The 26,504-nt window shown below is 40.3% G+C and carries 26 protein-coding genes and 4 tRNA genes; 26 read left to right on the forward strand and 4 right to left on the reverse strand.

Going from position 1 to position 26,504, the window contains the following annotated elements; genetic code table 11:
• Positions 1-18: 18 nt before the first annotated feature.
• From BUB66_RS08945 to BUB66_RS09060, 24 genes are all read left to right on the forward strand, one after another.
• Positions 19-426 carry a nucleoside triphosphate pyrophosphohydrolase family protein gene (locus tag BUB66_RS08945; RefSeq protein WP_073257721.1) on the forward strand — a complete coding sequence of 136 codons (408 nt, stop codon included), beginning with the start codon at positions 19-21 and terminating at the stop codon, positions 424-426.
• Positions 427-518: 92 nt separating this feature from the next.
• Positions 519-1,688 (forward strand): D-alanyl-D-alanine carboxypeptidase family protein, encoded by a 1,170-nt coding sequence (locus BUB66_RS12055; RefSeq protein WP_073257723.1) that lies wholly within the window; start codon positions 519-521, stop codon positions 1,686-1,688.
• A 91-nt stretch (positions 1,689-1,779) separates the two neighbouring features.
• The gene (locus tag BUB66_RS08955; RefSeq protein WP_073257725.1) at positions 1,780-2,205 is read left to right on the forward strand and encodes a DUF6917 domain-containing protein; all 426 of its coding nucleotides are present in this window, start codon (positions 1,780-1,782) and stop codon (positions 2,203-2,205) included.
• 73 nt (positions 2,206-2,278) lie between these two features.
• Positions 2,279-3,745, forward strand: coding sequence for a hypothetical protein (locus tag BUB66_RS08960; protein WP_073257727.1), 1,467 nt, complete (start codon positions 2,279-2,281; stop codon positions 3,743-3,745).
• 34 nt (positions 3,746-3,779) lie between these two features.
• On the forward strand, positions 3,780-5,063 hold the full coding sequence (locus BUB66_RS08965) for an FAD-dependent oxidoreductase (RefSeq protein ID WP_073257729.1): 1,284 nt from the start codon (positions 3,780-3,782) through the stop codon (positions 5,061-5,063).
• Positions 5,064-5,186: 123 nt separating this feature from the next.
• Positions 5,187-5,930 (forward strand): FCD domain-containing protein, encoded by a 744-nt coding sequence (locus BUB66_RS08970; RefSeq protein WP_073257731.1) that lies wholly within the window; start codon positions 5,187-5,189, stop codon positions 5,928-5,930.
• A gap of 82 nt (positions 5,931-6,012) precedes the next feature.
• Positions 6,013-6,252 (forward strand): hypothetical protein, encoded by a 240-nt coding sequence (locus tag BUB66_RS08975; protein WP_073257733.1) that lies wholly within the window; start codon positions 6,013-6,015, stop codon positions 6,250-6,252.
• A gap of 12 nt (positions 6,253-6,264) precedes the next feature.
• The gene (locus BUB66_RS08980) at positions 6,265-8,097 is read left to right on the forward strand and encodes a cobalamin B12-binding domain-containing protein (protein WP_073257735.1); all 1,833 of its coding nucleotides are present in this window, start codon (positions 6,265-6,267) and stop codon (positions 8,095-8,097) included.
• 1 nt (position 8,098) lies between these two features.
• Positions 8,099-9,169, forward strand: a complete 1,071-nt coding sequence (kamB, locus tag BUB66_RS08985) for a lysine 5,6-aminomutase reactivase subunit KamB (RefSeq protein ID WP_073257737.1) — start codon at positions 8,099-8,101, stop codon at positions 9,167-9,169.
• 101 nt (positions 9,170-9,270) lie between these two features.
• Positions 9,271-10,209 carry a sulfide/dihydroorotate dehydrogenase-like FAD/NAD-binding protein gene (locus tag BUB66_RS08990; protein ID WP_159431517.1) on the forward strand — a complete coding sequence of 313 codons (939 nt, stop codon included), beginning with the start codon at positions 9,271-9,273 and terminating at the stop codon, positions 10,207-10,209.
• Between the two features lie 17 nt (positions 10,210-10,226).
• On the forward strand, positions 10,227-11,537 hold the full coding sequence (locus tag BUB66_RS08995) for an FAD-dependent oxidoreductase (RefSeq protein WP_073257741.1): 1,311 nt from the start codon (positions 10,227-10,229) through the stop codon (positions 11,535-11,537).
• 44 nt (positions 11,538-11,581) lie between these two features.
• Positions 11,582-12,292 carry a pseudouridine synthase gene (locus BUB66_RS09000; RefSeq protein ID WP_073257743.1) on the forward strand — a complete coding sequence of 237 codons (711 nt, stop codon included), beginning with the start codon at positions 11,582-11,584 and terminating at the stop codon, positions 12,290-12,292.
• A 13-nt stretch (positions 12,293-12,305) separates the two neighbouring features.
• Positions 12,306-12,767: a GNAT family N-acetyltransferase gene (locus BUB66_RS09005; RefSeq protein ID WP_073257745.1), complete on the forward strand. Its 462-nt coding sequence runs from the start codon at positions 12,306-12,308 to the stop codon at positions 12,765-12,767.
• 82 nt (positions 12,768-12,849) lie between these two features.
• Positions 12,850-13,680, forward strand: coding sequence for a polyamine aminopropyltransferase (gene speE, locus BUB66_RS09010; protein ID WP_073257747.1), 831 nt, complete (start codon positions 12,850-12,852; stop codon positions 13,678-13,680).
• Positions 13,681-13,694: 14 nt separating this feature from the next.
• Positions 13,695-14,558: an agmatinase gene (gene speB / locus BUB66_RS09015; RefSeq protein WP_073257750.1), complete on the forward strand. Its 864-nt coding sequence runs from the start codon at positions 13,695-13,697 to the stop codon at positions 14,556-14,558.
• Positions 14,559-14,565: 7 nt separating this feature from the next.
• A complete protein-coding gene (locus BUB66_RS09020) occupies positions 14,566-15,822 on the forward strand; it encodes an ABC transporter ATP-binding protein (RefSeq protein WP_244269810.1) in 1,257 nt (418 codons plus the stop codon).
• An 18-nt stretch (positions 15,823-15,840) separates the two neighbouring features.
• Positions 15,841-16,302 (forward strand): hypothetical protein, encoded by a 462-nt coding sequence (locus BUB66_RS09025; protein WP_073257754.1) that lies wholly within the window; start codon positions 15,841-15,843, stop codon positions 16,300-16,302.
• Between the two features lie 19 nt (positions 16,303-16,321).
• The gene (locus tag BUB66_RS09030) at positions 16,322-17,557 is read left to right on the forward strand and encodes a BaiN/RdsA family NAD(P)/FAD-dependent oxidoreductase (RefSeq protein WP_073257756.1); all 1,236 of its coding nucleotides are present in this window, start codon (positions 16,322-16,324) and stop codon (positions 17,555-17,557) included.
• Between the two features lie 5 nt (positions 17,558-17,562).
• Positions 17,563-18,258: a (d)CMP kinase gene (cmk, locus tag BUB66_RS09035; protein ID WP_073257821.1), complete on the forward strand. Its 696-nt coding sequence runs from the start codon at positions 17,563-17,565 to the stop codon at positions 18,256-18,258.
• Positions 18,248-18,829: a lysophospholipid acyltransferase family protein gene (locus tag BUB66_RS09040; protein ID WP_073257758.1), complete on the forward strand. Its 582-nt coding sequence runs from the start codon at positions 18,248-18,250 to the stop codon at positions 18,827-18,829. Before cmk ends, BUB66_RS09040 begins: the two co-directional genes overlap by 11 nt.
• Before the next feature lie 37 nt (positions 18,830-18,866).
• Positions 18,867-20,837, forward strand: a complete 1,971-nt coding sequence (locus BUB66_RS09045) for a bifunctional 4-hydroxy-3-methylbut-2-enyl diphosphate reductase/30S ribosomal protein S1 (RefSeq protein ID WP_073257760.1) — start codon at positions 18,867-18,869, stop codon at positions 20,835-20,837.
• Between the two features lie 31 nt (positions 20,838-20,868).
• A complete protein-coding gene (gene fni, locus BUB66_RS09050; RefSeq protein ID WP_073257762.1) occupies positions 20,869-21,918 on the forward strand; it encodes a type 2 isopentenyl-diphosphate Delta-isomerase in 1,050 nt (349 codons plus the stop codon).
• 119 nt (positions 21,919-22,037) lie between these two features.
• Positions 22,038-22,412 carry an adenosylmethionine decarboxylase gene (gene speD / locus BUB66_RS09055; protein ID WP_066354426.1) on the forward strand — a complete coding sequence of 125 codons (375 nt, stop codon included), beginning with the start codon at positions 22,038-22,040 and terminating at the stop codon, positions 22,410-22,412.
• 275 nt (positions 22,413-22,687) lie between these two features.
• The gene (locus BUB66_RS09060) at positions 22,688-23,476 is read left to right on the forward strand and encodes a CheR family methyltransferase (protein WP_073257764.1); all 789 of its coding nucleotides are present in this window, start codon (positions 22,688-22,690) and stop codon (positions 23,474-23,476) included.
• Positions 23,477-23,941: 465 nt separating this feature from the next.
• On the opposite strand, the gene BUB66_RS09065 is transcribed toward BUB66_RS09060, so the two are convergent.
• The 4 genes from BUB66_RS09065 to BUB66_RS09080 form a co-directional block, all read right to left on the reverse strand.
• Positions 23,942-24,017, reverse strand: a tRNA-Lys gene (locus BUB66_RS09065).
• Positions 24,018-24,028: 11 nt separating this feature from the next.
• Positions 24,029-24,115: transfer RNA gene (locus tag BUB66_RS09070), tRNA-Tyr, on the reverse strand.
• Positions 24,116-24,123: 8 nt separating this feature from the next.
• Positions 24,124-24,199, reverse strand: a tRNA-Thr gene (locus BUB66_RS09075).
• A 6-nt stretch (positions 24,200-24,205) separates the two neighbouring features.
• Positions 24,206-24,282: transfer RNA gene (locus BUB66_RS09080), tRNA-Ile, on the reverse strand.
• Positions 24,283-24,450: 168 nt separating this feature from the next.
• Between BUB66_RS09080 and BUB66_RS09085 the strand changes: the two genes are divergently transcribed.
• Together BUB66_RS09085 and BUB66_RS09090 are read left to right on the forward strand one after the other, a co-directional pair.
• Complete coding sequence (locus BUB66_RS09085) at positions 24,451-25,500, forward strand: M42 family metallopeptidase (protein WP_073257767.1); 1,050 nt, start codon at positions 24,451-24,453, stop codon at positions 25,498-25,500.
• Positions 25,491-26,504 carry a M42 family metallopeptidase gene (locus tag BUB66_RS09090; protein ID WP_073257769.1) on the forward strand — a complete coding sequence of 338 codons (1,014 nt, stop codon included), beginning with the start codon at positions 25,491-25,493 and terminating at the stop codon, positions 26,502-26,504. The genes BUB66_RS09085 and BUB66_RS09090 overlap by 10 nt, the downstream gene beginning before the upstream one ends.

Here is a 26,504-nt window from a genome sequence, read left to right on the forward strand (position 1 = left end):
TAGGGAGAGGAGTCAAAAATGAATTTAAAAGAAGCAATGGACATAATTTGGGAAAATAGAAAGTACAAGACAGCCGATCCTAAAGAAGCAGTAAGCCATTTAAACGAAGAGGTAGCCGAGTCCTTAAAAGCCCTCCTAAGAGGCGAAATCGCAAAAGCAAAGCGCGAATTGGAGGATGCCTTTTCCTGCATATTAATAGCTCTAAAAGTGTTGGGTATTGACCCTGAAGAAGCAATTATGAGACAAGTTAACCAAATGAAGCAAAGACAGGAAAAACTTATGATATTTAAAAAAGATAAAGTCGAGATATATGTAAATGGCGTTTACAAAGGAGGATGGTCCATTGGGAGCGAAGAAGACATAAGAGAAGCAGAAAAAATAGCGAAGGAATTTGGATGCAATATATTATACGAGAACAATAATTAGGAATTACCATGTCATGTAAAACCCTCCAGCTTTTTCAAGAATCTTGGATTCGCTTTTTACAAAAAATAAGCCTTAGCTGGAGGGGTTATATTATGTTTGAAAACAGGACGAAAATTGCTTTAGTAATTTTTTTAATATACGCCTTGCTGGTAGTCTTTATTTTAAATAGTACTGGTGTGGCACGGGCCGAAGAAACAAGTCTTCGTTTAAATGCACGAGCATATCTATTGATGGATGCAGTTACCGGAAGAATATTAATAGAAAAAAATTCTCAAATGCGGCTGCCCATGGCAAGTACAACTAAAATTATGACAGCAGTTGTGGCTTTGGAAAAAGGAGATTTATCGTCAAAAGTAACCGTTAGCCGAAGGGCGGCTTCCATTGGTGGTTCCTCCTTTCACCTCAGAGTTGATGAGACAATGTCTCTTGAAAATATGTTATATGGGTTGTTGTTATCTTCCGGAAATGACGCTGCTATAGCTATTGCCGAACATATAGGCGGAGATGTAGAGACCTTTGTAGAAATGATGAACCAAAAAGCGAAAGAAATAGGTGCTGAAAACACCAGCTTTAAGAACCCTCATGGTCTTGATGAACCTGGGCATTTTACTACTGCGAGAGACTTGGCCTTGATTACGCGATATGCCCTAAATATACCTAAATTTAAGGAAATTGTAAGTACAAAAGATATTGTTATAAACGAAGGAAAATGCCCAAGACATATATACAATACTAACAGATTACTAAGGATTTCTGATAAAATAGACGGAGTAAAGACTGGTTACACAGGAAAAGCAGGCAAATGTCTTGTGGCTACCGCGCAAAAAAATGGGTTTAGACTTATTTCAGTAGTTTTAGGCGCACAAGACCATTTTTCGACTTCATTAAAACTCATTAATTATGGGTTTGATAATTATGAATTAAAAAAGCTGGCATCAAAAGATAGCGTTTTTGCAGCCGTTCCTGTGAAGGGAGGCATTGTAGAAAAAGTTGTTGCAGTCACAGGAGAAGATGTAGTTTTGGCATTGAGTGAAAAAGAAAAAGTTCAAATAAACATAAGCGTCCCTCTTTTTATACAAGCGCCTGTTTATAAAGGCCAGGTATTGGGAGAGATTCAAATATATGTAGATTCAAAATTAATTTACAGTACGCCTCTTGTTTCAATTTTTGACATAAGGAAAAAGTCAATTTTCGATAATTTCTATAAAATGATTAAGATGTGGGTGCTCGGCGAGAGTGATGTTTATAAAAAAATTTATTGATCAAGAAGGATTTTCAACTTTACGTGTCGAATTTTTTAATTGAAACAACTCATCAATGATGAGGAGTATGATGATAAGGAGTATGATGCCTATGGGAGATCCGTACAAAAATGGTATGTTTAAAGGGGTTAATCCCTATATTCGAAAGAAACCATTAAAAGGCAAGATAATAGTAGTTTTAGATGGAAAATACGAAGAAAGGGGCCTAAAACTAATCGTTCAACCATCAAGATGTATAAAAGTCGGAGAAGTACATGAGCTTATAATCACTGATGAGGCAAAAGGGCCAGGAGACATTGTAAACAGAATTGCATACGTAGGTTTTTTTGAGGCAAAAGAAAGTGCAGTTATAGTATCAGGCGATGAGGTAAAAATTAATGGTAGAGTAATAGGTAAGATAGCAGGATACGACGAAACGCATATGCCCAACCATTATAACATAGTGTTGAATGCTATGGAACTTGTTACCGGGAACGAAATGGGAATCGAGCTCGATTCAGAAATTGTAATAGGGTAATTAGATAAAGGATGAGAATTAGGCGGTTAAATTTGCCGCTTGATTCCATAAATTTCATGAGGAGGGTTAAAGAATGCCAAAGTTTAAAAAGAAATTTGAAATGTACAGACATCTTCAAGCGAATATCGCGAACATCTACGCGGAAGCTAGAAAAGCATCTGATGAAATCGGTATACCCCCTGAGATAAGAGGAAAATTCGGTCTTACGGGAGCTATATCGGGCTGTCCTTCTCCCCTGACCAAAAAAGTGAGGGAAGCTGTAGAAAAGGGAAGTACCGAAGTAATTCCTCTTGCCAAGTTGGTGGATGAAATAAGAGCTATAGTGAAGGATGTATATGGAGATGAATATGACGCAGCTCCCATTAACACTTGCGAGGCCGGTTTATGGGTAACTTTTGATGTGTTGTTTACTCCGCCAATGCAGGGCAGAGGCGACAATTACCTTAGTCGTTATATAATACCTTATGAAAAGCATTTGCATCATCATGGAGGATACGGAAGGCCTTATCCGCCCCGCTTCAAGGATATTTTCGCAGACCGGGGCTGCACTGCAGGTGAACTTGGATTCTATGGGAAAAGACAAAACAATCTGAGTGTCCACATCGTGCCGCTTGTTGGAGCGGATTATTCGGTGCATGGAATCAAATACCATCCTGCAATTTTACTGACAAAAGTTGATCCCGAGGCATCGGCGAAAAAGATAAAAGAAGCTGCTCAAAGAAATGCTTTTATGTTGGCGGGTATTACCTCCCTAGCGTATGACACTCCGGGCTATGGTTACGGTGTAAAGGATGCTGATGGGACACCAGCGCTTCAAAAGAAACTGGCAGAAATTGCCCATGAGTTTGACGTGCCTTATGTTTTGGATAACGCGTGGGGTGTGCCGTTTATAGGCCATGACATAAGAAAGAGCGGAGCAGACGTTATTATTTACAGCATGGATAAAGCCAGCGAATCCACAACCGCCGGCCTTATAATCGGAAAAGAGGAGTACATGGTTCCCATAAGAAGGGCTCTGGGTTACCACGGTGATAGATACGGTACTACAGCTTCGTACGGAAAGGCTGCCTACGTAACTAATGACCCGGGTAAAGAAGCTTTGTTGGGTGTCATAGCAGCATTAAAAGAATTGAGGGAAAACCCCGAAGAACTTACCAAACCTGTGGACGATCTTTACGAAATAGTAAAAGAAGAATTTGAAAACATACATCCGAAGATAAAGAAAGGCTTAATAATAAGCAAGTCTTACAACAGCAGGGCGGTGGAAGTAAATTACGAAAACACTTGGAATGGCGAAGAATTGGGATTACCGATATTTACAATAGAAGATATGTACGCAGGAACAAATATATTACAAAGCGGAATGTCGCAAATGGGAGTAATACCCACGGTAGCTTACGATGCAAACATTATGATATCGCCGGGGTTGGGAACTACAGACGATAACGGTCAGATAATAGAGGATAGAGCAAGGTTAGCAGTGCGGGCCCTTGTCAGGCTGATCGAAATTGTGGCCAAATATAGTGGTTATATTGATTAAATAATCAATAAAGAAACTCTTAGGGGGTCATAGAATGCCTAAAGTTGTAGTAATAGGCGGAGGATGGTCGGGATGTGCCGCCGCCCTTGCCGCCAGAAAAGCTGGTGCGGAAGTTGTGTTGCTCGAAAGAACCGATATGTTATTGGGAACTGGTTTGGTAGGCGGAATCATGCGCAACAACGGTCGCTTCACTGCTACGGAAGAAATGATTGCAATGGGAGCCGGGGAACTGTTTGAAGTTACGGACAAGGTAGCAAGGCATAAAAACGTGGAGTTTCCAGGTCATAAACACGCCACCCTTTATGATGTATCAAAGGTCGAACCTGCCGTCAAAAAAGTTCTCCTAGAAGCCGGCATTGAGATTCATACGATGAGTCGAGTGAGAGACATAGAAATGGAAGGGAACAAAATTAAAACCGTTATAACCGATAATGACGAGGTATTTTCCGGAGATGTGTTCGTCGAATGCACTGGAACTGCCGGTCCTCAAAACAACTGCGCTAAATATGGAAACGGGTGTGCCATGTGTATCTTAAGGTGTCCGAGCTACGGTGGACGTGTAAGTATAGCGGCGAAAGCTGGAGTAAAAGAGATGATGGCGAAAAAAGCTGATGGAACGTTCGGGGCGATGAGCGGATCTTGTAAACTGCATAAAGATTCTCTGGCCGAAGAAATAGTAGAAAAGCTTAATACCACCGGCGTGGCTGTTATCCCGGTTCCCACTGAGGTTAGAGAAGATGAAAAAATCCTGACTAAAAAAGCTTGCCAGCAATATGCCTTAAAAGAATTCGTGGAAAATGTCGTATTGCTCGACACGGGCCATGCGAAATTGATGACACCCTACTTTCCGCTCGATCAGTTGAGAAGAATTCCGGGATTTGAAAACGCCCGCTATGAAGATCCTTATGCAGGTAACCTGGGCAACTCAATGAGATATATGGCAATGTCGCCGCGGGATAATTGTCTGAAAGTTCAGGGAGTAGATAATCTTTTCTGTGCGGGAGAAAAGGCAGGTCCTTTGGTAGGACACACTGAGGCGATATGTACAGGAACGTTGGCTGGTGCTAATGCTGTGAGGTACGCAGTAGGCGCAAGTTTGGCGACAATTCCAACAAAACTGGCAGTAGGTGATGCCATTGCTTATGTAAACGAACAGATGAAAACGGAAGAAGGAATTTCAAAGAAATATACTTTTTCTGGATCAGTATATTTTGAAAGAATGAAACAATTAGATTTGTATACTACTGATGTGGAGAAAATAAGGGAAAGAGTTAAAAAAGCCGGTATGTTGAATTTTTTCAACCAACAGATAATATAATCTAAAATGTTAATTAGACAAAAAGGGGCGTATAAAGCCCCTTTTTGTCTAAAAAATGATTTTTTTAGACACCAAAATATTGTATAATGTAAAGTGAGAATACTAGTTCTCCAGGAGGATAGTATGTCTTCTGAAAAAAAGCAATTATTGTATCAAGTCCTCAAGACTATATCGAATTCATCTGTTCCGGTGGGATCGGGTTTTGTCCGTGAAAGCTTGAGATTGAACGGCTATGATATAAGTGAGGCTACTGTCGGGAGAATATTAAGAGAGATGGATGCCGAAGGTTATACCGAGAAAGTAGGGTTTAAAGGGCGAATATTGACATCTTACGGCATAGAAAAATTAAGAGAATTAGAACATGATCACAAAATACACCACTACGGAAATGAACTCATAAACGTTATAAAAGTTACCGGTAGAAAAAATCTAATCGACATTTTGATTGCCAGGAAAGTTATAGAAAGTCAACTGGCAAGATTTGCTGCTCAATATATAACTCGGCGGGAACTCAAGGAAATCGAAGAAGTGATAAAATTTCAACGAATTCATGTAGAGAAGGGACTTTCTATCGCTGAAGATGATGTCAGATTTCATAAATTGATAGCCCAAGCAGCTAGAAATAGGGTCCTTGATGCAGCGTTGGACCTCATAAGACAACACGGGCAGTTATCGCCAGTTTTGGAATATATAAGAAAAAAAGTTAAGAGTAAGGTGTTACTGGATCACGAGAAGATTTTCGAAGCCATAGCTTCGAGAAACCCAGAAGAGGCGGAAAATGCCATGGTAAACCATATAGAGAATTTGATTGAAGATGTTGAAAAATATTGGAATATGGTGTATGAGAGTGATGATGTTAATATGTAAAAATTGGTTTTAATTGAGCGTAATATTTTTAACTAATTATTTATCCACATCATTACTCATCAATGATGAGGGAGGAATTTTAATGTCAAAAGCTCTGGAAAAGGTTATGGATGCCGTCGACATAGAAACGTTTCTGGTTTGCGACAACGAAGAGGAAGCAAAGAAGATTTCCATGCAAATGATGAATGAACTGGGATTTTGTAATGCAAGTATTGTTTTCATACAATACCTTGGTCCGGGTGCCAGAGTCAGAGTAAGAGGATATATATATAAACCTGGAGAGCGGTATAACTGGTTTTACGATGAGAATAATAGTCAATGAGGGGGAAAAACTATGACTTTACAGAAGAAAAAAGTACTGCTTGCCCCGTTAGATCCAGTTCATGACATCGGCCTTAAAATGATAAAAAGAGGCCTAGAGTTGGCAGGACATGATGCCATTCTCCTCCCGCCCGATTATTCTCCAGAAGAAATTATTAAAGCTGCTATAGACAACAACGTGGATGTTATATTAATCAGCAGAACTCTTGGATATAGGGTGGCTGAAATCCTAGGGAGTTTCATCGATCTAGCCGAGGCATCTGGATTAAGAGAAAGAGTAAAAATAGGTATCGGAGGTATGGCAATTAAGCCAGAGCTTGCAGCGGAACTAGGATTTGACGCAGGTTTTGGACCAGGAACTACCGTGGAAGAAGCTATAGCCTTCGTTGAAGGCAGGGAATATATAAAAAAAGATAAAGATGCACAAAAAAAGAAAAAAGATATAACGCAGAAATACGATTATACGTTCAAAGACAAAAGAATAGAAAAGTTATTGAATGCTATTGCCGATGAAATAATTGAATACGTGAAAGGCAAAACGACTCCCGGTATCGAAAGGGCAAAAATTCGTGAGAAGATGTTAGAAAGCAACGATGAGGTAGAATTAAGGCAATTGAGAAAGGAATATGCTGCTTTTTGCGACGACATAGTAAAAGCATATTATGCTAATGGTATGTTAAAAGAAAAAACAAGGCAGCTTACTTCACAAGAACTCCAGGCTTTAAAGAGCTATTTAGAAAAAGTAAAGGCAAAAATGAAACCCTTGAATTTGCAGCATATTGATACTAATCCCGTAGTTTTTATCCAATACGGTACCGGTTGCCCCTTCATGGATATAGCACACATCAAAACCTGTGAGGCATGGGGTGCAGACGGTGTCGTTCATTTCGATCCATCGTGGGGGGCTAGGACTGAAGGTTTTTACGAAGGTTTCATTACCCACGAAGAGGACGGTTCTATCATAACTTATGAAAATCTCAGGCTTATAAAAGATGCACTGATGCCTTCTACACTGTGGCAGGTGAGAGCTCATCGAGGCTTAAATACACCAGAGACTGTATTACTTGCAGGAAGAGTGGGAGCGGATTTAACAAAAATAAATATAGCTTATGGATCTTTGGGAGGAGGGACAGACCCCGAAAGGCTAACTGTAGATGCAGTGGCTGCAATTAAATATGCGGCCAAATTTAAAATGCCTTTCGATGTAGTTACTAATGAAGAGTTGTGCGGAGTGCCGGCGCATAAAGCATTCGCAGGAATGTTAATCGTTACAATGCTGGGGCTAAAATTAGGTGCTCGACCAATCCTTCAACCGTTATTCTGCTATTCGCCCGAAGTTATGATAAATGGACAAATGGAAGACAATTACATCGACTTCAATGCTGCAAAGATAATCGCCCTCAAAAGAATAATAAACGCACCAATCTGGTGCGGTGCACCTATCGGATTTTTGACTCAGACAGAAGACAGAGTCCAATCTTCGTTAAGTACAGCCTTGCATGCATCACTGGCTTCTTCATTAGAAGTTGATGGAATTTCCATCGCTTCTGCCGATGAAGCTTATTCAGGCGGACCTATATCTGCTGCTTCAAGAGTCGACACTCTCAGGGCAACTCAATCGGCATTTAGATTTTTCGGACATGCTAAAATAATTCCCACTGAAAATTCCGAAGTTTGGGCTTCTCAGATTATGGAAGGCATAGAAAGTACACTCGAGTCGGTTGTTAAAAACGGCAGTTTTGTGGATGCCCTTTATAAGGGGCTATTGGGAAGCCGTGAAGAAGGAGCGTACCCGGGAAGGGCAGGCCGAGGCACGGTAAAAAATATAATTTCCGGAGGTAATTAGGGTGCGAATAATCGGCGTTGCCGGTACTGCCAAAAACACAGGTAAAACTACTACAATATCAGCGCTTCTTAAATGTGTATCTCAGTCCTCGAAAACAAAAATAGGCTTGACAAGCATAGGTTACGACGGAGAAGAGATTGATAACATAACGGGGCTAGTAAAACCAAGGTTGTTTTTGAAAAAAGGTAACGTAGTTGCTACTGCCATCACTTTAATAAATGTAGGAAGTGCAGAATTAAAAATTATAGAAGAAACCGATGTTTTTACACCATTAGGAAGGGTTATAATTGCCGAAGTAAAGAAAGATGGGCTCGTAGTGGTGGCAGGTCCTAATAAGAGTGGCGAACTTAAAAGAGTCGTCAAGGCAATGTTAGAAGAATTGGGATGCGAAATTGTTCTTGTTGACGGAGCTATGAATCGAATAGCGCCGATGGCAATTGCTGATGGATTGATTATTGCAACAGGTGCCGCTAGAAATTCCGATGTGGCCGAGTTGGTTCAAGAAACGAGGCATATTTGTGATATATTAGATTTGGCTGAGACGGGAGAAAGCTATAAGAAGATAGTAAGCGATATAAAAACAATCGCGGTAATTAACAAAGGAGACAAAATAGATACCTATCGCTATTCGGCATTGATTCATGATGACATGGTGTTAGAACTGAGAAAAATTATAACCGACAATGCCCGTGCTATGTATATACCCGCTGCTGTTTCCCAGCCTGTGCTGGAAAAACTTTTAGAAATATTGGATGGTAGGTTAAGCGGTTTTACAATTCTTCTTCATGATCCGCTAAAACTTATGGTGAATGCGAGTCCTGAAAGAATAGTGATGACTATAAATAAAGTAGAAGCTTTAAAAGGGCGAATGGAAGTATTGAAAAAAGTGCCGGTTTTAGCGGTAACTATAAATCCTTTTTATCCCCGATATATGTTCGATAAAAATATTTACGAACCAGCTTATGTCGATGAAATGTTGCTGAAAAAAGAGATGCAAAAAGCACTCTCTCTGCCGGTAGTGAATATTTTAAAAGATGGTGCGGATATATTAATGAAAATTTTGGGGTTTTAGGTCGAATCTGTTGTGATTCGGCCTTTTTTCTTTATCACAGTTCGGAAGGGCCATTCATAAATTAATTTTAGGTTCATTTTTTGGAGGGGTGGTTCTCCGTGGTGTTTACCTGCAAGTGCATAGATGCGCTGTCGCCTTATTGTCCTTGTTACCTTGCTGAGACTCAAAACTGTCTTGTGTGTTCTGTACTCCAGGGGAAAGATACTTGCGATTGCAATTGGCAGGGGTTTTGTATCTATCAGGAATACATTTGGAATGGAAAGAAAAAGAAAAACTTTCGAAAGACAGTAGAAGCAAAAATAGCAGAAAAAAAGGCATTCAGCGATAACCTTGTAGTGTTTAAGGTAATACTCACGTTGCCTGCTTTAAGTCGGGACTTCAGCCAGCCCGGTACTTATGTCTTTTTAAAGTCTTTTGATAGTCCGACTTATTTTGAAGTTCCTATTTGTGTGATGGATGCAAACGAAGATGAAAACAGTTTAAGCTTTGCCGTTCAAATAATAGGCCCAAAAACTAAAAGTTTAGTTCAAGAAAATACAGCTTTCTTATTAAGAGGACCTTACTACAACGGAGTTTTAGGTTTAAAATATATAAAAGGTGCTAAGAACAAAAAATGTCTATTGATTGGCGGGGGAATCGGGCAAGCCTCTCTTGTCTTGATAGCTAAGGCTCTCGTTCGAGGGAAAAATGAAATAACGGCCTTATTAGATTCCGGGGCGATAAATTATAACCCCGCTGAGGATTATTTAAAAAACTTGGATGTGGCGATTCGACTTTTTGCAAAACAAGACCTTGTGCTTGGAGATTTGTTGTTGAATTTGATAGAAGAAAAAAATATTGAAATGATTTACAGTGGAGGTTCGGATATGCAGCACGACTTTGTAAAGTCGGCCATTGTCCGGAGTGGACGAAAGATAGACTTCGCAGTATCTAACAACGTCCAGATGTGCTGCGGAGAGGGAATTTGCGGAAGTTGTGTTGTTGTATTGGGTTCAGAAAAGATAAAATTTTGTAAAGCACAAACAGAATATATGATTTAGTTGGGGGGGCTCAAATCATGCCAAAAGTAATAGTTGTAGGCGGCGGCTGGGCGGGATGTGGTGCGGCGTTGGCCGCCAGAAAAGCAGGAGCTGAAGTGGTGATTTTGGAAAAGACTGATATGCTTCTTGGGTGCGGACTCGTGGGAGGCATAATGAGGAACAATGGCCGCTATACCGCAGCAGAAGAGGCAATCGCATTAGGTGCAGGAGAGCTATTTGAAATTGCGGATGAATCCGCACGTCATCGCAATGTGGACTTTCCCGGACATTCCCACGCCACACTATACGATGTTGTAAAAATAGAACCCCGTGTGAGAAAATTTTTAGAAAAAATGGGAGTGGAGCTTCGCTTTCAATCAAGAGCAATAGATGTCGAAATGGAGGGTAAAAGGATAAAAAGTATAGTGTTAGCCGATGGCGAAACAATCGAAGGTGATGTATATGTGGAAACCACCGGCTCTTCAGGGCCTATGGGAAACTGCGTTAAATATGGCAATGGATGCTGCATGTGTATACAAAGATGTCCGGCATATGGGCCGAGAGTCAGTATTAGTGAAAAAGCAGGAGTGGAAGACCTTGTCGCTAAAAGATCTCCGGACCTTTACGGTGCGATGAGTGGTTCATGTAAATTGAACAAAGATTCGCTCGGAGAAGATATAAAAAAGGAATTAGAGGAAAAAGGAGTAGTTGTGATAAAGTTGCCCGAAGAGTTTATTAATAAAGAAAAACTTTCGATAAAAGTATGCCAGCAATACGCTTCAGATGAGTTTGCAGAGAACATTGTTTTATTAGATACCGGACACGCAAAGCTCATGGCACCGTTTTTCAGTTTAGATGAATTGAGAAAAATTAAAGGCTTTGAAAATGTTTGTTTTGAGGATCCCTATGCAGGCAGCAAAGGAAATTCGATAAGATATATGTCAATGGCACCGCGTGATGACTACCTGCAAGTGGAAGGAGTTGAAAACCTGTTTTGTGCGGGGGAAAAGTCCGGGCCGATTGTTGGGCACACCGAAGCTATTTGCACTGGAATTCTTGCAGGTCACAATGCGGTAAGGAAGGCACTGGGACTGGAGCTTTTGAAACTGCCAAGAGAACTGGCTGTTGGAGACATTATAGCTTACGTGAACGAGGAGATTAAAAAGCCCGAAGGACTTTATAAACGCTTTACTTTTGCAGGTTCTGTTTACTTCGAGCGAATGAAGAAATTCGGGCTTTACCTTACAGAAAAAGGGGCAATAAGAGAAAAAGTGAAAAATCTCCAACTTTATAACGTTTTCAATGAAAATCTCGTCATAAATGAAGGAAAACGACAACACGGCGTATAATAATAAATACTAATATAATTTATTCGGAAAAGGGTGTTGTTAATTTGAAGGTGAGGTTGCAAAAATTCCTTTCTATGGCTGGAATTGCCTCCAGACGAGCATGTGAAATGTTAATACTTGATGGAAGGGTTCAAGTTAACGGGAAAGTTGTTAAAGAACTGGGCACCAAGGTCGACCCCGATGCGGATGAAGTAAGAGTAGATGGAGAAATATGCCGCATTAAAATGAAACCCGTATATATAATTATGAATAAACCAAAAGGAGTTTTGACTACTGTTAAAGATCCTTTTGGCAGACCTACTGTTATCGACCTTCTTGCGGGTGTAAAAGAAAGAGTGTTTCCGGTGGGCCGCTTGGATAAGGATACGGAAGGACTACTTATAATAACCAATGACGGTGAACTGTCGTATAAGCTTATGCATCCCAAGCATCAGATAGATAAGACTTATATAGCGAAAGTTATGGGTGTTCCCGATGAAAAAGACATCAGAAGGTTAAGAAAGGGAATATTCTTGGAAGATGGAAAAACAGCCCCTGCAAAAGTTCGCATTTTGAAAAAAGGAAGGAATGCTGTGCTCGAAATTATTATTCACGAGGGGCGAAAAAGGCAAGTGCGTCGCATGTGCGAAGCTATAGGCCATCCAGTTTTGTCGCTCAGGCGAACCCGCATAGGAAATCTGACCCTCCGGGGACTTGCCCCCGGGGGGTGGAGATACATGACAGAAGAAGAGGTCAACTACCTTAAAAATCTGTAGAGGGGGAAAAATTTTGATTGTATTTAGAAGGGCAAGACCTGGGGATTTTGAGGTGATAAAAGGCATTTTAGAAAAGGTTGGGCTTATCACGGATGGCATTGAACAACATAGGGACAATTTTATGGTGGCTGAGGAGGATAACATCGCAATAGCAACGGGAGGGTTAGAAATTTACGGTGATATAGCGATACTTCGATCTCTTGCGGTGCTGCCGGAATTTCAAGGCAGGGGAATAGGCGATGGACTCGTGAGAGCTTTAATAAACTTTGCAGAACGAAGAGGAGTGAAAAAGATATTTCTTTACACTAGAAGCGCGAAACCTTTTTTTGAAAAGATAGGGTTTATAGTTGCAGAGCCGAAAGATTTATATGAAAAAAACATAAAGTCGTCCCAAATGGAACGATGTGCTAATTCATCGATTTTATTGAAGCTGGATGTAAACGACTTTTTTAAGAATATAAAATGCAAGAAGTAGAGCTTTTTGTTTGAATGTTTTTCTTATATTTGGTATAATTTTTCCGATGTAAAAGAATCACCAGCAAAAGGAGTGAAAGGATTTGGAACTGTGGTTTTCTGAAATGCAATCTAAAAATGTAAAGATGAGCTATAAAATAAAGAATCTGCTTCATTCGGAAAAGACTAAATTCCAAAACCTTGCAGTTATAGATAGCGAGGAATTTGGCAGAATGCTGATACTCGACGATGTGGTACAACTGACTATGAAGGATGAGTTCATCTACCATGAAATGATGGCTCACGTGCCACTATTTACTCATGGCAGCCCCGAAAGGGTTTTGGTTATTGGTGGTGGAGACGGAGGCACGCTTCGTGAAATTTTAAAACATCCAGTAAAAGAGGCTCATCTGGTCGAAATAGATGAAAAAGTTATCGAGGCATCGAAGAGATTTTTCCCAGAACTAAGTGTCGCATTTGACGACCCAAGAGCAAAGATTTTCTGCGAAGACGGTATTGCTTACGTCAAGAGGTTTAAAAACTATTATGATGTTATCATAGTTGATTCAACGGATCCGGTGGGTCCAGCTGTGGGTCTTTTCAGAAAAGAATTCTACAAAGATATTTTTGATGCTTTGACAGAAAAAGGAGTTTTTGTAGCGCAGACCGAATCTCCCTTTTATTATGAAGGATTGTTGAAAGAAGTTTATAATTGTATTGCCGAAATATTCCCATATGCTGCTGTTTATACGGCTGTTATTCCTACATATCCAGGTGCTCTTTGGACGTTTACTATAGGTTCTAAGCAAGTAGACCCGAGCGACAAAGCTAACGTTCCGGAAAGCTGTAATTTTAAAACCAGGTACTATACGCCGGAAATCCATAAAGCTTGCTTTAAAATACCTCCATTTATAAAAGAAATCCTTTCTAAATAGAAGAGGGGAGAAAATTGCTTGGATTTAGTAGATTGGTGAATCAAGGAAGATTTCTCCAGGCAAAGGACGATTACGATGAGAGTAGGGCTGTTATCATAGGCGTTCCAATGGACTTTACCGTTAGTTTCAGACCGGGGACAAGGATGGCCCCGAGAAAAATAAGGGAAGTTTCTTACGGATTAGAAGATTTTAGCCCTTACTTGCAGGATACGCTTCAAAATAAATCTTTTTACGACGCAGGAGATTTGGACCTCCCTTATGGGAATGTTACAAAAAGCCTGGATATTATCGAACAGGCGGCAGAAATCATATTAAATGATGGTAAAATACCTATATTTATCGGTGGGGAGCATCTCATTACATATCCTATAGTAAGACAAGTTGCAAAAAAATATCCAGAGCTTAAGGTTTTACACTTTGACGCTCATGCAGACTTGAGGGATACCTTTTTTGACGAAAAGCTATCCCATGCTACTGTGATGCGCAGGGTTTGTGAATGCATCAAGGAAAGACACCTCTACCAATACGGCATAAGGTCCGGTGTAAAGGAAGAGTTTGAGTATGCAAAAGGCCATACAAATATGAATTTGATAGATGTAAAAGGACCTTTTTCAGAAAACCTGGAACAAATAAAAGGATATCCGGTTTATATTACTATAGATATCGACGTGGTAGACCCAGCCTTTGCTCCGGGAACGGGGACGCCCGAACCCGGAGGTTGTAGCTCTCAAGATATACTAGAAGTGGTTTCTCATTTTAGGCAATTTAACGTGGTTGGGTTTGATATTGTCGAGGTTTCGCCCTTGAGCGACTTTTCAGAGAGGACTTCCTTGCTTGCTGCTAAGATTTTAAGGGAAGTGTTGATTTCAATTTGTTAGAAGTTTGGTGAAAATTGCTATGTCTGAACTTGAAGTAAAAAATTTGGCCTATAGTTACAAGAAAAGAAAGGTTCTAGAAGATATTTGTCTGGAAATAAGGGCCGGACAGTTTGTAGGCATACTGGGCCCTAACGGATCAGGTAAAACCACTTTGCTCAATAACATAAATAGGTGGCTTAAGCCTCAAAAAGGGATAATTTTTATTGAAGGACAAAATATAGAGCGCATGTCGACAAAAGTCTTGGCACAAAATATTGCTACTGTACCTCAGGAAACTTCTTTGGATTTAGGGTTTACCGTTGAAGAAATTGTAATGATGGGCAGAAATCCTTATTTAAGGACTTTTGAGCGGGAAAATTCTGAGGACCTTACCGTTGTAGAAAGCTCTATGAAATCGGTGGGGATATGGGAATTGAGAGATAGATTGATCAGCGAGTTGAGTGGGGGCGAAAAACAGCGGGTTTTGATAGCCCGCGCCCTCGCCCAACAACCAAAAGTACTTTTATTGGACGAACCCATTTCCCACCTGGATATCAATTACAAATGGGAAATACTTGAATTGTTGAAAAAGTTGAGCAGAAAACTTAAAATAATTGTAATAGCTGTTCTTCATGATATAAACTTGGCGTCAATATTTTGTGACAAACTAGTTCTCTTAAAAAATGGTAAAATATTTAAAGCAGGTTCTCCCCATGAAGTTCTTACCGAAGAGAATCTAAAAGAAGTATTCAATGTCAATCTGAAAATAACCACGGGGACTTATGGCCTCCCGATGATAATTTTTCCGCAGCCACTGGAAAAATTTCAAAAAGCAAAGCAGTTCCACAGCATCCACGTCATTTGCGGTGGAGGAGCCGGTGAAAAAGTACTGTACTACCTTCAGAGGAAAGGGTATAAAGTATCAACTGGTGTTTTGAATATTGGTGATACGGACTGGAAAGCAGCCAAGGAGCTCGGAGTTGATGTAGTAGAGGATCCTCCATTTTCACCCATTTCGGAAGAAAAATCAAGAGTAAACAGATTTTGCATAGATAATTCCGATGCCGTTGTCTTATGTAATATCCCCTTTGGTTACGGTAATTTGAAGAATTTAATAACCCTGAAAGATGCGGTGTTAGAAGGCAATAAAAAGACTTTTGTTTTGGAAGAAACCTCAATTGAGAAAAGGGACTACACCAATGGACTTGCTAAAAAAGTTTACCGGCAAATTTTGACCAAGGCAGTTATATTTCGTTCATTCGACGAGCTACTAGACTTTTTTTAAAATAATGGAGGGCCAGCAATGGTGAAAGTAAAATTGGGAGACGAAATCGTTCAGAGCAAAATAAAATTTAGGGTTAGAATGGATTTCAGGGGTGAACATAGACCAGGCAAGTTTTTATTTGGAGGAAAACCTGTTGAACAGGTGGCCCAAAATGTAAGGGAAGAGCAAGTGACGCTGCTTAGAAACATTCCCATCCAGGGAATTTCCTTCGAAGAGTGCGACACTTCTCCCGAACCTTACGTGATATATGACGAAACTTTGGGAGAGAAAGTTGCTTATGCCCCGGCATTCATTACAGTCAATGCTGACTCAATAGAGGATATGATTCGGTTTGTGATGAGAGAAGAGTTTAGAAAGATAGAGGTTATCGAGCCTACTCAAATGATAATTACCAATAAGGACTTAGAAAAGATTTTGTTTAAAATGGGAGAGGAGCTAAGAACTCAACTTATGCTTTTTGCGCGAAAGCTAAAAAAATAGTGGAGATGAATTTTCAGACATGACAAACAGCGTGGCGATAGTCGGTGGAGGGGCAGCTGGGCTCATGGCCGCCTACAGTGCGGCTGTGCACGGGGCCGAGGTAACCTTATTCGAGCGGAATAGTATTCTAGGCATGAAAATATTGATATCCGGGAAAGGTCGGTGCAATTTGACAAATATAAAAGAATTGCATGAGTTCATCCAAAATATCCCGGGAAACGGAAAATTTTTGTACGGGGCTTTGTCAAGGTTTTCTAACAGAGATTTGATTGCGTTTTTTAATAAAATGGGGGTTGAGACAAAAGTAGAAAGAGGGGGTAGGGTCTTTCCTAAGTCGGACAGGGCTAAAGACGTCGTCAAGGCCCTGGAGAGCGCTTTAATAAAGGTCGGGGTTGAAATACGGTATAAAAGCAGAGTAAAAGAGGTTGTCGCTGAAGGTAAAACTTTAAAAGGACTGATTTTTTATGATAAAGAAGAGTTTTTTCCGTGTGATAAGGTTATAGTTGCAACGGGAGGAAAATCCTATCCTTCAACCGGCTCTACGGGCGATGGATATGAAATTGCGAAAAAGCTCGGACATACCATCGTACAGCCCCGTCCGTCGTTGGTGCCCCTCATTACAAAAGAAGAATGGGTGAAAGACCTTCAGGGGTTGACCTTAAAAAATGTAGAAGTTACTGCATACAACATGGAGAGGAAGCTTGCGTCCCAATTTGGAGAGATGCTTTTCACTCATTACGGTGTTTCAGGTCCGATAATCCTTACAATAAGTCGCAGCGTAGTAGAACATATCGAAGAAGGGGTAACGTTATCTTTAAATTTAAAACCTGCTTTAAATGGAGAAATGCTGGAAAGGCGATTGAAAAGAGACTTTGAGAAGTACTCTAGAAAAAAATTAAAAAATGCCTTAGCTGATCTTTTGCCTAAGCGGCTTATACCGATTTTTATAGATATCTGCGGCCTAGAGTCCGAAAAATCTGTTAATCAATTGACGCGTGAGGAAAGGAATAAGATCATCGAAAATCTGACCGATTTAAAACTTACTGTCATTGGTTGTATGGAGGATGAAGCGATAGTAACGAGCGGGGGCGTTTCTGTAAAGGAAATCGATTCGCGCACTATGGAATCAAAGATAATAAAAGGCCTTTATTTTGCAGGAGAAGTCATTGATGTAGATGGACTTACCGGGGGGTACAATCTTCAGGCAGCTTTTTCAACAGGATATCTGGCCGGGAAAAGTGCAGCTTTATCTTGAAGGAGATGAGCCTCTTGAGAGTCAGCAGTAATGGCAACTTGGAAAAAGTGTACAGTGTAGCCATCGACGGACCGGCAGGCGCTGGGAAAAGTACGGTGGCTAAAATGATTGCAGAAAGATTAAATCTCGTATACGTAGACACGGGGGCTATGTACAGAGCCATTACATTAAAAGCGCTGGAAAGAGGTAATTTTAGCAAACAAGGAATAAAAAAAATAGCAGAGGAAAGTACAATAGAATTAATAAATGGCCGTGTATATCTCGATGGTAGGGATGTAACGGAAGAAATAAGGAATCCTTCCGTCGACGAAAAAGTTTCAACAGTTGCGAGTATCCCGCAGGTGCGGAAAAGGTTGGTAGAAATCCAAAGGCAAATGGCGAAAAATTACGGAGTTGTAATGGATGGAAGGGATATAGGTACGACCGTTTTACCGAATGCAAAGTATAAATTTTATTTAACTGCAGATATAAAGATTAGGGCAAAGAGAAGATACGAGGAGATGCTGAATAAAGGCATAAAAAGGGATTTGGAAAAAGTTGAACAAGAGTTAGCTCAAAGAGATAAACAGGACATGGAGAGAGCCTATTCTCCCCTTAAGGTGGCAGAAGATGCTGTAGTCATAGATACCTCAAGTAAGACTCCCGAAGAAGTGGTAAATGAAATATTGGATTATATAAAGAGGGATGAAAATGCTTTATAATCTGGCTAAGTTCGTATGTTCCATTTTGATAAAAGTGCTATTTAGGATCCAGGTAGAAGGTTTGGAAAATTTTCCGGAAAAGGGAGCTGTAATAGTGTATTCAAATCATAAAAGTTGGTGGGATCCGGTTGTTGTTGGATGTATATTGAAAAGGCCGATTTTTTTTATGGCAAAGAAAGAGCTTTTTGAGATCCCTGTTTTTGGATTTATTTTAAAGAGATTAAATGCCTTTCCTGTTTACCGAGGCGCGCCTGATAGAAAAGCGATAAAAAAAGCGTTAGAAATTCTAGACGAAAAAAAGGTTCTGGGCATATTCCCGGAAGGTACGCGTAGCAAAGATGGGGTCTTAAAGGAACCGGAACCGGGGATTGCTTTGTTGGCAACGAAGGTGAAGGATGTGGCTTTAGTGCCAGTTGCCATAAAAGGTGAGTATAAATTTTTAAACCATATCTTGGTAAAGATAGGCAAACCAATTAGACTTTCCCTTGATGAAAAAGAAAAATTGAGTTCTAGAGATTTGTCTAATTTGAGCAAGGTAATTTTTGATGAAGTTTCAAAGATGCTCGCATGATTTTAATCTTAAACTGGACTTGGGGAAGTGAGGATCGGTGCAAATAATATTGGCAGAGCACGCGGGGTTTTGCTTTGGAGTAAAGAATGCAATAAAATTACTGGACGATTTAATTAAAGAAGGTGAAAAAACCTATACGTTAGGTCCTATTGTACATAACAGGCAAGTGGTGGAATCGTACGAAAAACAGGGAATAAAAGCCGTAGAACTGGACGATGTTAAAGAGGGGAATCTGGTAATTCGCACGCACGGCGTACCTCCTGATGTTATAAACCAAGCCAGGCAGAAAGGATTAAACGTGGTGGATGCCACGTGCCCTTTTGTAAAACGGGTTCACAAACTAGCGAAAGATTTATCGGATAAAGGCTATTTTGTTGTGATAATCGGCGATCCTAACCATCCTGAAGTTAAGGGCATAAAGGGATGGTGCGGGGTTGATGCCGCTGTTATAGAAAATGAAGAAGATGCGAGAGAATTTTACACGGATAAAAAAGTGGGGGTTGTTGTTCAGACGACCCAAATCGAAGAAAATGTAAATAAAATAATGAAGATATTAAAAGAAAAATTGGATATAGTATTTTTCTACAACACCCGCTGTAATGCCACTCAGCAAAGGCAGGAAGCGGCAAAAAAAGTTGCAGAAATGGTAGATGTAATGCTGGTGATTGGCGGGAAAAATAGTTCGAATACAAAAAAATTAGCTCAAGTTTGCAAAGATACAGGAGCTAGGGTATATCACATCGAAACGGCGGACGAAATTAAATCGGAATGGTTTTCAAAAGCGGAAAGAGTCGGTATTACTGCGGGTGCATCCACACCTGATTGGATTATAAAGGAGGTTGTAGCTAAAATGGAACAAATATCTAAAAAGTCAGACTTCAGCGAAGGGCAAATAGTGGAAGGCATTGTAGAAAAAGTAACTGACAAAGAGGTGCTGGTAAATGTGGGCTATAAATCCGATGGCATAATACCCCTAAAAGAGTTATCGTATGTTCCCTTTGCTTCCCCTTCTGAAGTAGTGAAAGTGGGAGAGAAAATTAAAGTTATGATATTAAAGCTTGAGGACAAAAATGGCGAATTAATTCTTTCTAAAAAAAGGGCCGATGTAATAGAAGGATGGCAAAAACTGGAATATATATACAAAGAAAATGGAACGGTTAAAGGTAAAGTAGTGGAAAATGTAAAAGGAGGCCTTCTAGTCAATGTGGAGGGCTTAAGGGGGTTTGTTCCCGCGTCTCATGCCGACCTGAAATACATAGAAGACCTGGCATCATTGGTTGGAAAAGAATTGAACTTGAAAATCCTCGAGATGGACAAGGATAAAAAAAGAATCGTGCTTTCACATAAGTTATTTTTAGAAGAAGAGAATGAAAAAGCCAAAGAAAAGATATGGGAAAAAGTTAAGGAAGGGCAGGTCATAAAAGGTGTAGTTAAAAAAATAACTGATTTCGGTGCCTTCGTAGATATAGGCGGCTTTGATGGACTCTTGCACATTTCCGACATGTCTTGGCGCCGGATAAATCATCCTTCCGAAATTTTGAGCGAAAATCAGGAATTGAATGTGAAGGTGTTAAAGGTAGATAAAGAGCAAAAACGCATATCGTTGGGATTAAAACAATTAAGCCCAAGCCCGTGGCAGGAAGTAGATAAAAAGTATAAGGTCGGACAAATAATCGAAGGAAAGATAGTGAAACTGACAAATTTCGGAGCTTTCGTTGAGCTGGAACCGGGAATTGAAGGGCTTGTACATGTCTCGCAGATTTCCGATAAACGCGTGGCTACTCCAAAGGAAGTTTTAAAGGAAGGGCAAACGGTGAAGGCAAAAATCCTAAATATTGATGCAAAGGAGAAGAAGATAAGCCTCAGCATAAAACAGGCACTTGAAGAGGAAAAAACGGCGAAAAAAGACGCGAAGAAAGAAGAAAAGATTCTTGTTGCTAAAGACGATTTTAAAGTGACAATAGGCGATATATTTGGCGATATTCTGAGAGAACAATTCAAAAAATGAAGGAAGGTATTGCTTTTGTAGGGGGATATTGATGGAAAATAGAGCTCGAAGGAAAAAGGAGCACATTAGATATAGCTTGATGCTGGAAAGACTATTAAAAAGAGATATTTTTTCAGATGTCACGCTGCTTCACAATTGCTTGTCGGAAGTTAATCTAGACGAAATAGATATTTCTACTCAGTTCCAGGGGCTAGAACTTAGAAAACCGATAATTATAAACGCAATAACTGGTGGGTTTCCTTTAGCCTTTACAATAAACCAGCAAATAGCAAAAGTTGCTCGAGAACTAAACCTTGCTATGGCCGTCGGTTCGCAGAGAATTGCATTGAGAGATAAGGCAGCACAAAAAAGTTTCAAAGTTGTTAGAAAAGTAAATCCAGATGGTATAATTTTTGCAAACATAGGGGCCGATGCTTCGACCGAGGAAGTTCTAGAAGTGGTGGACATGATTAAGGCGGATGCCGTACAAATTCATTTAAATACTCCTCAGGAGATAGTAATGGCAGAGGGCAGAAAAAAATTTGAAGGAACCATAGAGAAAATAAGTAAAATAGCAAGTGAAGTAAAAGTTCCAGTTATTGTAAAAGAAGTTGGGTTTGGCATCGCAAAAGAAGAAGCAAAAATACTTGCAGATTGCGGTATAAAAATAATAGATATCGGGGGAGCGGGGGGCACTGATTTTATTGCTATTGAGAACATGAGAAATAAAAAGAATGCAGTACCGGTGTTGGAGATGTGGGGTATACCCACTCCTATAAGCTTGATAGAGGTCTTAAGCGAAGTAGGGGACAGAGTGGATGTAATCGCATCGGGAGGATTAAAAACCGGGCTTGATGCAGCAAAAGCGCTGGCTTTGGGGGCTAAAGCCGCAGGTTTTGCCGGGGCAGTCCTAAATAGATTGATTAAAGGTGGCCCCTTGGCACTGAAAAAATATCTCGAGCGCGTAGAAAGAGAGCTCATATATACGATGGCTATGGTAGGAGCCCGAAATTTATCGGAGTTAAGAAAGAGGCCGTTGATAATCGAAGGAAGAACGTATAATTGGTTAAAATTCAGAGGTATCAATATAAATTTCAGCTGAAACAGAGAACAAAAGGAATTTTTCGTGAATTTTTCTTAAATCTATTGACAATCTCCAATAATCTGCTACAATTTATTTTGATTGATTAATTTTAAAACGAAGGGGGCTGTGATAGTGAAATGAAGGCTTTGGGGCGGCACATCTTAGCAGAAATTTATGACTGTGATGAAAATGTATTGAACGACAGGGATCTAATCGAAGAAATCATGGTGAAGGCTGCACTTGAGGCAGGAGCCGAAGTAAGAGAAGTTGCATTTCATAAGTTCAGTCCGCAGGGCGTAAGCGGTGTAGTTGTGATTTCGGAATCACACCTTACGGTCCATACGTGGCCGGAGTTAGGATATGCTGCGGTAGACGTTTTTACGTGCGGAGAAAAGGTTAATCCGTGGGATGCGTGCAACTACATTGCGGAAAGATTCAAGGCTAAGCATATGACTGCCTCCGAAGTTAAAAGGGGAGTATTTGAAAAACCTGTAAAGGTGGTTAACTTTTAATTTTGACAAAAGGGAAGGGGATAGGTTGATTTTTGGAAGAAAACCCTTTGAATACGGTTTTCTGTAACGGAAAAAATGCGTGGACGGAAGGTCGCGCATTTTTTCCGTTTTTGTATAAAAATTTTTGTTTTGGTTATATTATTGAATGAAGACCCCCTTTATATTAGCCCCCATGGTGCACGCGTAAGCGTGTGTCATGGATTTTTTTTTTTTTTAAATGTGCAGTTGAGTACGATATAATATAACGTGAGTTCGAGTGGTAGGGGGTTTTGCTGTTGGACGTCTACCAGGAATTTATCATCAACGTTAAAAGATTGACAAATATTGACCTTTCCTTGTATAAAGAAAAGCAGATGAGAAGGCGCATAGAATCTCTTATGAAAAGAAATAACATGCCGGACTTAATAAGCTATTTCAGGCTTTTAAAGCAAAGCGAGAAACACCTGAAGGAATTTTTGAACTACATAACCATAAACGTGTCGGAATTTTTTCGAAATCCTGCACAGTGGCAAGTGCTAGAAAAGGAAATTTTGCCGCACCTTACATCGAACAAGAAGACCTTGAAAGTGTGGAGCTCGGCGTGTGCTTCCGGAGAAGAAGCGTATTCTCTAGCTTTGCTTTTCGAAAAAATTAATTACAACAAGGTAGAGATCCTCGCTACCGATATAGATGATGAAGCGCTGAAAGCGGCTCGTTTAGGAATTTATTCGGAAAAAAGCTTGGTGAATGTACCTGAAGATCTAAAGAGAAAGTATTTTACGGTGAAAGAAGGTCAGTACGAAATAAAAGATGAAATAAAAAGGAAGGTAAAATTTAAAAATCTCAACCTGCTAGAAGACGAATTCCCGGCAAACTGCCACCTTATTTTATGCAGGAACGTAATGATATATTTTACTGAAGAGGCTAAGGACAAGCTTTACAGAAAATTTTATAATTCATTGGCTGATGATGGCATATTCTTTGTCGGCAATACGGAACAGATTATCATGCCACAAAAATACGGTTTTGAGAGTATTAGAAGCTTTTTTTATAAAAAGATAAATTATGGGAGCTCGGCGAGATAATTTACTTTTGAAACTCTAAGATGCACATTTGTCGCTTAATATGAATCACCACACATCAATGACTTTGATCATTCAGCAAATTATCTTAATTAATTTATTCTTAATTATTAAAACTTGGGTATGCAACCTAAAATCTTTTTTAAAAAAGAAAAAAATTGCCGTTTATCTGACTTCGAATCACAGTAATATTTACGGCCATCGAGAAGGGCCGCTTGTCGAACGGGGTTCTGGCTGAGCTTCGTGGTGAGCAGGTTAGAATTTATCATTCCGATGTTTTTCAGCAGCAGATGGTGGAAGAAATAGAAAATGCCATCTTTGAAAATGCAAAATGATGTTTCTCTAGAGCAGACATAAAAAATGAACCACCTCCGCAGGTGATTTTTTAGGAAGGCGGCGTGTGTTGTGAGCAACTGATTAAGTATTAGAATAAATTTCCTAAACCGCAAACCCTTGTACATAAAAAAATGGTGGGCCATGTAGGCTTCGAACCCACGACACCCTGATTAAGAGTCAGGTGCTCTACCAGCTGAGCTAATGGCCCACATTAAGCGATGGTGGAGAGAGGTGGATTCGAACCACCGAAGGCGTGCGCCAGCAGATTTACAGTCTGCCCCCTTTGGCCAGCTCGGGAATCTCTCCACGTTTTATGGAGCCGACGATGGGACTCGAACCCGCAACCTGCTGATTACAAATCAGCCGCTCTGCCAATTGAGCTACGTCGGCAAAAATTGGTGGGCCCACTAGGACTCGAACCTAGAACCGACCGGTTATGAGCCGGTTGCTCTGACCGGTTGAGCTATGGGCCCTTTCGCTGAACGCAATTTAAAGTATACAATAAAATTGGATTTTCGTCAATATGTTTGTGTTAAAAATTTTTTCGACCAGATTTTGATTCAGTCATTTTATTTTATCCCATAATGAAGGAAAAGAGGAAAGAATTGTAGAAATAATAAATTTGAGGGGAGGGGTTGAATTTGAAATTGAAAGAAACGCTCGTGGAACTGTTGTCAGCAGAAATGCCTTCTGGCTTTGAGTTCAAAACTAATAGTTATTTAGTGGAAATATTCAAAAAGTATTGCGATGATGTAAGAGTGGATAAACTGGGAAATGTAATAGGCAGAAAGGGACCTGGAAATGCAAAAGTAAAGATTATGCTCGCAGCTCATATGGATGAAATCGGTTTGATGGTAAAGCAGATAGACGAAAGGGGGTTTATTCGTTTCTCTTATATAGGAGGTATAGACCATCGCATACTTCCTGCACAGGAGGTAATAATTCACGGAAGGGAGAAAATTTTAGGGGTAATCGGAAGCAAACCGCCTCACATACAGGAACCTGAAGAGAGAAATAAAGCTCTTAAATCGGAAGATATGTTTATAGATACTGGCTTATCGGCAGAAAGGGTAAAGCAATTGGTTAGAATAGGTGACGTAATAACTTTTAAAAGAAAACCCGTAGAATTATTAAATGGATGTTTCGCCGGAAACGCATTGGATGACAGAGCCGGCCTTGCCGCTATAATCTGTTGTCTGGAGGAACTTGATAAACTTCAATTTTCTACAGAAGTTTATGCAGTGGCAACTGTACAAGAGGAAGTAGGGTTAAGAGGAGCAATAGTAAGTACATATCACTTATGTCCCGATATAGGTGTGGCTGTGGACGTGTGTCACGGAAATATGGCGGATGTTGCAGAAGAAGAGACACAAAAATTGGGCAAAGGGCCGGCTATAGCTCTGGGACCTAACATCCATCCCAAGCTTTATGAAAGATTGAAAAATATCGCTGAAGATTATAACATACCGTATCAATTGAATCCCGAACCATCGGCAACAGGTACCGATGCCTGGGCAATGCAAATCACCAGAGAAGGGATTCCTACAGCTTTAATTTCTATTCCCCTTAGATATATGCATACTTCAGTTGAAACTCTCAATATGGAAGACATAAAACTGAGCGGACGCTTACTGGCGCTTTTCATTTCATCACTGGATGAAAACTTTGTGGAGGGGTTAAAATGCTATTGAAGGAATTGACGGAGGCTTTCGGCGTTTCCGGGGCAGAGCATGAGGTAAGAAACATACTGAAGCGGGAGATAGAAAATTTGGCTGAAATCAGAACCGATGCGCTTGGCAATCTTCTTTTTGAAAAACCCGGCCTCGAAAAAAAACCTAAGGTTATGCTTGCGGCGCACATGGATGAGGTCGGACTTATGATTACATCTATCGGTAAAAACGGTTGGCTAAAGTTTAACACGGTGGGAGGAATAGACGACAGGATTCTGGTATCAAAAACGGTGATCATTGGTCCTAATAAAGTAAAAGGGGTTATAGGTGCCAAGGCCATTCACTTGCAGGAGCCCAAGGAAAGGGAAACTGCGTTGAAGTCAAAGAATTTGTATATTGATATTGGAGCAAAAGACAAGGAAGATGCGGAAAAAATGGTTAAGATAGGCGATTATGCTGTATTTGACTCAAAATATGAAAAGATGGGTGATTTGATAAAAGCCAAAGCACTGGACGATAGAGTAGGATGCTATATAATCACTGAGATACTTAAAAAAAATTATGACTTGACCCTATGCGGGGCCTTTACGGTGCAAGAAGAGATAGGCGCAAGAGGGGCAACAGTGGCGGCTTATACCTTGGAACCTGATATTGCAATCGTATTGGAAGGCACTTTTGCCGCCGACGTCCCCGACACCAAGGAGGAAGGTTACAGTACAACCGTAGGCAAGGGGCCTGCTATTACGTTGATGGATAAAACCTTTATAGCCGATAGAAGGCTTGTAGATAGGGTGCTTCAAGTAGCAGAACAAAACAAAATAAAATGCCAGTTGAGGAGAACTGCTTTTGGAAGCACGGATGGAGGAAAAATTTACATTGCTAAAGAAGGAATACCGACCATAGTTATTTCTGTGCCATGCCGTTATATACATTCACCGGCAAGTTTGGCAAGTCTTGGGGATATACAAAATACAATAGCCTTAGTGGACGCCCTTATCAAAGATTTTCAGGAAAGGGGTATATAA

Origin of the sequence: Caldanaerovirga acetigignens, assembly GCF_900142995.1 — a bacterium.
GTDB lineage: Bacteria > Bacillota > Thermosediminibacteria > Thermosediminibacterales > Thermosediminibacteraceae > Fervidicola > Fervidicola acetigignens.